This is a genomic window from uncultured Microscilla sp., from assembly GCF_947493425.1.
GTDB lineage: Bacteria > Bacteroidota > Bacteroidia > Cytophagales > Microscillaceae > Microscilla.
Genome location: NZ_CANLRP010000254.1, coordinates 1 through 8,450 on the forward strand (window position 1 = coordinate 1; position 8,450 = coordinate 8,450).

General features: G+C 40.1%; 7 protein-coding genes. 2 read left to right on the forward strand and 5 right to left on the reverse strand.

Translation table 11 applies throughout. The features are described from left to right. Positions 1-483: 483 nt before the first annotated feature. Together Q0954_RS31490 and Q0954_RS31495 are read left to right on the forward strand one after the other, a co-directional pair. On the forward strand, positions 484-1,692 hold the full coding sequence (locus tag Q0954_RS31490) for an acetyl-CoA C-acetyltransferase (RefSeq protein ID WP_299465138.1): 1,209 nt from the start codon (positions 484-486) through the stop codon (positions 1,690-1,692). A 117-nt stretch (positions 1,693-1,809) separates the two neighbouring features. Further along, the gene (locus Q0954_RS31495; protein ID WP_299465141.1) at positions 1,810-4,002 is read left to right on the forward strand and encodes a 3-hydroxyacyl-CoA dehydrogenase NAD-binding domain-containing protein; all 2,193 of its coding nucleotides are present in this window, start codon (positions 1,810-1,812) and stop codon (positions 4,000-4,002) included. Between the two features lie 145 nt (positions 4,003-4,147). Here the strand turns inward: Q0954_RS31495 and Q0954_RS31500 are convergent, their stop codons facing one another. From Q0954_RS31500 to Q0954_RS31520, 5 genes are all read right to left on the reverse strand, one after another. Next, entirely contained in the window at positions 4,148-4,420 is a 273-nt protein-coding gene (locus tag Q0954_RS31500) for an HU family DNA-binding protein (protein WP_299465144.1), read from the reverse strand. Positions 4,421-4,717: 297 nt separating this feature from the next. Then, positions 4,718-5,536 (reverse strand): alpha/beta fold hydrolase, encoded by an 819-nt coding sequence (locus Q0954_RS31505; protein ID WP_299465147.1) that lies wholly within the window; start codon positions 5,534-5,536, stop codon positions 4,718-4,720. A 104-nt stretch (positions 5,537-5,640) separates the two neighbouring features. Next, positions 5,641-6,009 carry an antibiotic biosynthesis monooxygenase gene (locus Q0954_RS31510; RefSeq protein WP_299465150.1) on the reverse strand — a complete coding sequence of 123 codons (369 nt, stop codon included), beginning with the start codon at positions 6,007-6,009 and terminating at the stop codon, positions 5,641-5,643. 176 nt (positions 6,010-6,185) lie between these two features. Then, positions 6,186-6,725 carry a GNAT family N-acetyltransferase gene (locus tag Q0954_RS31515; protein ID WP_299465154.1) on the reverse strand — a complete coding sequence of 180 codons (540 nt, stop codon included), beginning with the start codon at positions 6,723-6,725 and terminating at the stop codon, positions 6,186-6,188. A 595-nt stretch (positions 6,726-7,320) separates the two neighbouring features. After that, positions 7,321-7,866 (reverse strand): transposase, encoded by a 546-nt coding sequence (locus Q0954_RS31520; RefSeq protein WP_299465157.1) that lies wholly within the window; start codon positions 7,864-7,866, stop codon positions 7,321-7,323. Positions 7,867-8,450: the final 584 nt, after the last annotated feature.

The window sequence follows — 8,450 nt, forward strand, 5'->3', positions numbered from 1 at the left end:
ATCCTTAAATCACTTGAGATAAACCAGAAATGGGAGATATACTGGAGTACCATCACTTAATATTGTACAGAAGGTATTTTATTAAACTATAGAAATTTATTTTTACACCATTCCTAAGACAAATAATAGGCATTAAAGGTATGTTTGTATTAGGCAACCAATAGTAAAATTAATTTCTACCTAAAAAAAACGCTGGCAAAGATTCAATGGGCATTCCTTACTTTTTTCAAACAATTATTGTATTATTGCATAGAAAAGTAGAACAGGATCATTGACAACAAAACATACAATGCCTTTTGAAACTTTTTGCTATTGGAAAATGTTAATTGATTGGAGCATCGCTCCTTTTTATTTAAATATATAGTATGCACGCATACTATTGTAGGTTTGATCAACTCTTTTAAATATAAGAAAACTAAAGGAATTTGGTCAGATCTTATGTCAGAAAAATTACCCAAAACCCAATAAATTCGAGTTTTAGTTATGAACGAAGCTTATATTTACGACGCTGCTCGTACCCCTCGTGGACGTGGAAAAGCCGACGGAGCTCTACACACCACCCAACCTATTCACCTCCTTACCACAGTATTAAAAGCTCTTCGCGACCGTAACGATTTAGATACTTCTTTGGTAGAAGACGCCATCATGGGTTGCGTATCTCCAGTAGGCGAGCAAGGTTCAGACATTGCCCGTGCTGCTGTGATCGAAGCTGGCTACGCCGAAACCACTGCCGGTGTTCAAATGAACCGTTTTTGCTCTTCTGGTCTTGAGGCAATCAATACTGCGGCTGCTTATGTAATGTCTGGACAGTCGGACATGATTGTAGCAGGTGGAGTAGAGTCTATGTCTCGTGTGCCTATGGGTTCAGACGGAGGCGCTATGTTTACCAGCCCAGAAATGATTGGTAAACACAAAATGGTTCCCCAAGGAATCTCTGCCGATTTGATTGCAACCAAATATGGATACAATCGTGAGCAGTTAGACCAATTTTCGGCTATTTCGCACGAACGTGCTGAGCTTGCCTGGAAAGAAGGTCGTTTCGACAAATCTATTATCCCGGTAACCGACAACTTAGGCATTCCTTTGTTGAGCAGAGACGAGGGTATTCGCCCTGGCACTACCGCCGAAAGTTTAGGCAAATTAAAGCCTTCTTTTGAAATGATGGGGCAAATGGGTGGTTTAGATGCCCTTGCTTTACAAAAATACCCTGAGTTGGCAAAAATTAACCACGTACATCACGCAGGTAATGCTTCTCAGATTACCGATGGTGCAGCGGCTTTGTTGATTGGTAACAAAGAAGCGGGCGAAAAAGCTGGCATGAAGCCTCGTGCCAAAATGCACTCTTTCACCATTATTGGAACCGAGCCTACCATTATGTTGACAGGACCTGCTCCTGCTGCCGAAAAACTATTCAAGAAAACAGGTTTGAAAGCCAGCGACATCGATTTGTATGAAGTAAACGAAGCGTTTGCTGTAGTACCTATGTTGTTTATGGACCGCATCGGCATCGATCAGTCTATTATGAATGTAAATGGTGGTGCCATTGCTATGGGTCACCCATTGGGTGCTACTGGTGCTGTTATCTTGGGTACTTTGCTCGACGAACTTGAGCGCCAAGACAAAACATTAGGCTTAGCTACGCTTTGTATTGGTGGTGGTATGGGTATCGCTACTGTTATCGAGAGAGTATAAATTAGACGATAGTCAATAGTCAATAGACGATAGTCTGTAGTTGGTAGTCGGTAGAGTAGCCACAAAAACTCCCGACTCCCGACTATGGATTCCCAACTAAAAAACTAGAAATAAACAATGATTTTATATAACGTAGAAGACGGAGTAGCCATTATCAGCTGGAACATGGAAGGCTACCCAATGAATGTATTAAACGAAGACTCTATCAAAGCTTTTGCCGATGCGACCGATAAAGCGGTAAACGACACAGACGTAAAAGGCATTATTATAACTTCTGAGAAAGATGCTTTTGGTGCAGGTGCCGACTTGAAAATGATCAAGAAAATGCTTGCCCAAAAAGATTTAGATGTAAAAACTGCTTTTGAAAACGCCCGCGAGCTCAACCAGGTATTTCGTCGCTACGAAACCAGCGGTAAGCCAGTAGTAGCTGGTATCAACGGTACTGCTTTGGGTGGTTTTTATGAAGTATGTTTGGCTTGTCACTACAGAGTAGCTGTAAACAACCCTAAGGCGCAAATTGGTTTGCCAGAAGCGCAAATTGGTTTGATTCCTGGTGCGGGTGGAACCCAACGTGTGCCTCGTATGGTAGGCATCGAGGCTGCGGCTCCTTTATTGCTCGAAGGCAAGCGCCTTAAGCCAGAAGCAGCGCATAAGGCTGGTTTGGTAAACGAATTGGTAGCCGATAAAGACCAGATGATGGCAGCAGCGAAGAAGTTCATCGCTGAGAATAAGTTTATCATGCAACCCTGGGACGAAAAGAACCGCAAGGGACAAATCGTAGGAAAGAAAAACTACCGTGTACCTAAAGGTAACATCCAAAGCCCTAAAGGTGTACAGGTATTGATGCCTGGTACAGCGCTTTTGATGGACAAAACTAAAGGGAACTATCCTGCACAGTTGGCGATTATGAACTGTGTATACGAAGGTTTGCAGGTACCGATGGACCAAGCGCTTGACATTGAGTCTCGTTACTTTACTCAAGTATTGCGTACACCTGAGGCACGCGGTATGGTGCGTACCCTGTTTTTTGGTATCCAGGATGCCAACAAAGGCGAAGCTCGCCCAAAAGACATTCCTAAAACTGAGATCAACACTGTAGCCATTTTGGGTGCAGGTATGATGGGCGCAGGTATTGCCTATGTATCGGCAATGGCTGGAATGAACGTAATCTTGAAAGATATTTCAGTAGAAAATGCGGAAAAAGGAAAAGATTACTCTCGCAATCTTTTGAAGAAACGTTTGTCTAAAAAACGCATCACGCAGGAAAAAGCTGATCAAGTACTTGAACTGATCAAAACTACTGACAAGGTAGAAGATTTGGCTGCGGCTGACTACATCATTGAGGCGGTATTTGAAAACCGTGACCTGAAGTACAAAATCACTCAGGAAACTGAAGCTGTAATTCGCGAAGATGTGATCTTTGGTTCTAACACTTCTACTTTACCTATCACTGGTTTAGCTGAGGCTTCTAAGCGTCCTGACCAATTTATTGGTATTCACTTCTTCTCGCCAGTAGACAAAATGATGTTGGTAGAGGTAATTATGGGTGAGAAAACGTCGGACAAAGCGTTGGCAGCTACTTTAGATTATATCCAAAAAATCAAGAAAACACCTATCGTAGTAAACGATTCTCGTGGGTTCTATACCTCTCGTTGTTTCAGTACTTACACTGCCGAAGGTATGGAAATGCTACAAGAGGGCATCAACCCAATCTTGATCGAGAACGCAGGTAAGTCGGCAGGTATGCCAGTAGGTGCTCTTGACGTAGCCGATGCGGTAGCCCTTGACTTGGCTTACAAGATTATGAAGCAAACCTCAAAAGATACGGGTGAAGCTATGGAAGCCATGCCAGGTGGCAAGGTTGTAATCAAGTTTAACGAAGAGCTTGACCGTGTAGGTAAGAAAGCCAAGAAGGGATTCTATGAGTATCCAGAAAATGGCAAGAAATACTTGTGGCCAGGTTTGCAAGAGCATTATCCATTGGCAGAAAAGCAACCCAACATCGAAGACTTGAAAAAACGTTTCTTGCACCGTCAGGCGTTAGAGTGTATCCGTTGTTTGGAAGAAGGAGTATTGCGTAACCCAACCGATGGCGATGTAGGATCTATATTAGCCTGGGGATTTGCTCCTTATACTGGAGGTGCCTTCTCTTATGTAGATGCCGTAGGTATCGAGCAGTTTGTAAAAGATTGTGATGAGTTGGCAGGTCAGTATGGCGACCGTTTCAAAGTATCGGACAAACTACGTGACATGGCAGCTAAAGGCGAAACATTCTTTAAAGATATGGCATTAGAAGCCGCAGCTGTATAAGTTTTTGACCAAGTACCCTCGCTTTTAGTGGGGTTTCAATAATAGATTAAAATCCCCGTTTCTGGTTTTGAAACGGGGATTTTTTTTGGGTAAGTAAAGCTATGTCAAATTTGAGCTGTAGAGAGTGAAAACCCTAATGTAATATTTAAATGTTTCCTTTATAGTTAGATGACCAACCAAGTATTGCTTTCATTTTTTGAGATGGGTTAAATTTGAATGCCGTACTTTCTTTTCTTTCCGATACATAAAACTTCCCTAAGTGTTGAATGGTAATGCTCGACTTAGCTTTCATACAGTCATATAGTGTATCTATGAACCCTTCCAAGTATTTTTCTGCGTTCTTTTCACTACAACCCATCTTGTCGGAATATAGTCTTATGAAGTCCTTGTGCTTGGTTGTTTTGTCTGATAGTCGCATATCAATTAATTTTTAGCTTTGTTTGCCATAAATGTATGACTTTTTTTGAAAAAATTAAGGCCTTGCTTTTTTAGTCCTCTTTTGGAAGACTTAAGATTATGCAATGAATGCAAGCCCTCGACTTCTCCCAAAGACAAGTTCGGGGTTGTTAATTTGCTACCGTAAATTATTATAAAGCTGATTTAAACCATTCTTTTTAACTATCTGACTATAAGCCTAGAAGTTTGCTTTGATAAATAGGTTTCAAGTGTTCTCAAAGGGAACACTTGAAACAGTGGAGGGTTTTACGCAACAACCTTATTGAATAAGTTCTTTTACAAGTTTGAATACTTTCTTATTAAAAGCTATTTCGTGACCTTGACCTTCAAGGGCAACGAAGCTGACCTTTTTCTTATTTGTTTGTAATGCTTTGACATACTTATTGGCAATGCTTATGGGCACTACTTTGTCATTTGTTCCATGCACCACTATTACTTTTACGTCATCATCCAGATGCTTAATTTCTTCAATTGGAGAAAGACTATTTACCTTTGCGTCCCATATTGGGGCGTTGTCTTGCAATGTTTTCATGTGTTTTCGCCAACGATGAACATCACAAGGGCAAGAGATAAGCAAGGCTGCCGCATACGTGCTTGAGTATTTAGCAAGTAAATTGGCCGAAATAGCTGCACCTCCAGAATGACCCACTAAGACTATTTTAGAAGGGTTGTATCTTTTTTTCAAATTTGTCGCAAGGTGATGGATAGAAGCAAGTACCTCTTTTGTATAATTATCCCCCGTGGCTTCTCCTCGTTCTCCTTCAGAGCGGTTGCCTTTACTGTCGGTGTAGCCTGGTCTGAGCACTCCTACTGCCACCACATTTTGGTTCTCTTTGGCAATTTTCCTGGCAATCGCATACTGATAAGAAGGTTTGTTAAATGGTGCATCTCCATGCAATACTAAAATCATTGTTGGACGATTCAACGTTCCTGGACTGACATAAGGAATGTGGAATAGTTTGGAAGGTGTTGGATTACCGGGGCTTTTGTCGCTGTGCCTTACGTTTCGTGCCGAATTACAGGCAGTAAAAATAAGGAGGATGAAAAGAAATTGAATGATGATTTTCTTAAAGTTCATTTGGTTATTATGGGTTTTATATGGTAAGCTATTACAATAGTTGTTTGCCAACTGGTGTGGGTTTAAACGTGGTGGTTGAAAGTGGTAAATATTTTGTAATTATTTCAATGCTGCCTCAATTTATTCAAGCCTGAAACGAGCATAAAGTGTTCCGCATTGATTTTCTTTACCTTTTGCCTCAATTCCTCGCTTGCCTTGCCATATACCTCTAAACTTACAAATTCCCGAAACTCACCTAGTCTGGAAGCAAAAGATTTGTAGTTGTCAAAATGGAACAGCACCGCTTCAGCGTTGACATAAGTTTCTAATACTTTGATCGTACTTGAGTCTTCAGACACATACCAATCATATTGTAACATGCCTTCTTCGGTGTTGATGCAATGTGCTTGTAGTTCTTTGATTACTTCTTGTAGTTGAGGCAATTGCCCCTCAATTAATTTTGAGGTGGCAATAATAATAACTCGATCTTCCATATACGCTTAAATCATTATAGATTGTTTTAGTACTTGACACGCCAGACGTGTGCGTTTGCAAGTATGCATAAATAAAAAAAATTGCCCAAGCGAATGAACAAAATTTTGTGGTAGAGTAGTATTTGATTGTGTAGAGGGTAACTATTCAAAAGCTTATCAAGGAGATATTTCAGCATTTACCAATACACAGAATTATTCAACGCTTCTGCGCAAAACGATTTTCCTTTGATGGGGTTGATTTCCTTACCTTCAAGCGATTGTGCTATCCATCCTTCAGGGTAACTTAGCCTCAATGGTGCCGGAATTACCTGTTCGCTTATAGGCTTGTAACCTACTTTAGAGTAAAAGCGAATATCTCCATAAGTAATTAATACTTGTGCGCCCTCATTTTTGAGAAACTGATGAGCATGTTGGATAAGTCCTTGCCCTACACCAGTGCCTTGTACTGAGGGAACAACGGCTGCAGGTGACAATAGCCAGGCATTGACAGTACTTTGGTTAAATCTCATTTTTGAGAAAATAACCCCACCTACTATTTTTTCTTCTTTAGAAGTGGTGAATACACGAATATCCTGTGTAGGGGTTATTTTTAGCAAGGTATGCACCAAATTGCCAATTAAGGCTCCTTCTTTCTTGCCTTCCGTGTCAGTAAATGCTTGAGCAAACAATTGAACGATTTCACTATCTTGCCCGCCTTTATATATTGAGTGTTGCATGGTCATTAAAATAGTTGCTATGTTCTTTTAAGTCTTCCTTTTGGAGACTTGAAAGTGTTGATAATTGCAAGTCTTTTGACTTGTTTGCAATGGCAAAATTAGGCTGCCTTTACCTAAACTACGCTTTTTGGCTGCAAGTCTGAAGACTTTCTTTTATGCTATGCTCTTTTAAGTCTTCCTTTTAGAGACTTGAAAGTGTTGATAACTGCAAGTCTTTTGACTTGCTTGCGATGGCAAAATTAGGTTTAAACTACGCTTTTTGGCTGCAAGTCTGAAGACTTCCTTTTATGGTTAAGTTTCAAGTGCCCCTTTGGGAACACTTAAAACAGCCTTCTCAGCTCTTTTAAGTCTTCCTTTTGGAGACTTGAAAGTGTTGATAATTGCAAGTCTTTTGACTTGCTTGCGATGGCAAAATTAGGTTTAAACTACGCTTTTTGACTGCAAGTCTGAAGACTTCCTTTTATAGGTCAGTTTCAAGTGCCCCTTCGGGAACACTTAAAACAGCCTTCTTAGCTCTTTTAAGTCTTCCTTTTGGAGACTTGAAAGTGTTGATAATTGCAAGTCTTTTGACTTGCTTGCGTCTGTAAAACTATCTTTACTCTAAAAAATCTATAGCCAGCAATCCCTTAGTACCTGCATAGTCGCGTGCGCTGGAAAGCAAGTAATGTTCAGGAGTATCAACTAGCATCGCCTTGACTGGGTTTTGGTGGATGTAGTCCAGTTTTTGCTCCATAAATTGGTTAGTGACAAGTTCTATGGGGTGATTATCTTGTTGCCAAAACTGGTAATGTTTATTATTTGCATTCTTCTGTCCAGCACTTTGAAATAACCACATCATCCAGTTTTTTCTGCTTTCAGGAATATTTTGTACAGCTTGAATGATCTGTCCTGATGTAAACTTTTTGAAGTCTCGCATAATATCAGAAAAACTCGGTGTACCATTTCTTGAAATGATGAGGTGTAAATGATTACTCATCAAGCACCATCCATGGATTACTAAGCCTTTCTTTTTTTGACAAAAACCAAGACTATCTATTACAATATCTGTAAGTTCTTTACGAGTAAATGCATCTACCCACTGCACTACAGCAAAGGTTATAAAATAGATGCCATCTGGATTGTTGAATTTATAAGCTGACATTTTTAAAAATCTGATTAAATAAAGCTTTTAGCTCGGTGAAAGTCTGAAGACTTTCTTTTATGGGCTATGCTCTTTTAAGTCTTCCTTTTGGAGACTTGAAAGTGTTGATAACTGCAAGTCTTTTGACTTGCTTGCGATGGCAAAATTAGGTTTAAACTATGCTTTTTGGCTGCAAGTCTGAAGACTTCCTTTTATGGTTAAGTTTCAAGTGCCCCTTTGGGAACACTTAAAACAGCCTTCTCAGCTCTTTTAAGTCTTCCTTTTGGAGACTTGAAAGTGTTGATAATTGCAAGTCTTTTGACTTGCTTGCGATGGCAAAATTAGGTTTAAACTACGCTTTTTGACTGCAAGTCTGAAGACTTCCTTTTATAGGTCAGTTTCAAGTGCCCCTTCGGGAACACTTAAAACAGCCTTCTTAGCTCTTTTAAGTCTTCCTTTTGGAGACTTGAAAGTGTTGATAATTGCAAGTCTTTTGATTTGCTTGCGATGGCAAAATTAGGTTTAAACTACGCTTTTTGGCTGCAAGTCTGAAGACTTTCTTTTATGGTTAAGTTTCAAGTGCCCCTTTGGGAACACTTAAAACA

Coding starts and splice junctions, on each gene's coding strand:
- Q0954_RS31495 (WP_299465141.1), top strand. CDS start 1,810: ATGATTTTATATAACGTAGAAGACGGAGTAGCCATTATCAGCTGGAAC.
- Q0954_RS31520 (WP_299465157.1), bottom strand. CDS start 7,866: ATGTCAGCTTATAAATTCAACAATCCAGATGGCATCTATTTTATAACC.
- Q0954_RS31490 (WP_299465138.1), top strand. CDS start 484: ATGAACGAAGCTTATATTTACGACGCTGCTCGTACCCCTCGTGGACGT.
- Q0954_RS31505 (WP_299465147.1), bottom strand. CDS start 5,536: ATGAACTTTAAGAAAATCATCATTCAATTTCTTTTCATCCTCCTTATT.
- Q0954_RS31500 (WP_299465144.1), bottom strand. CDS start 4,420: ATGCGACTATCAGACAAAACAACCAAGCACAAGGACTTCATAAGACTA.
- Q0954_RS31510 (WP_299465150.1), bottom strand. CDS start 6,009: ATGGAAGATCGAGTTATTATTATTGCCACCTCAAAATTAATTGAGGGG.
- Q0954_RS31515 (WP_299465154.1), bottom strand. CDS start 6,725: ATGCAACACTCAATATATAAAGGCGGGCAAGATAGTGAAATCGTTCAA.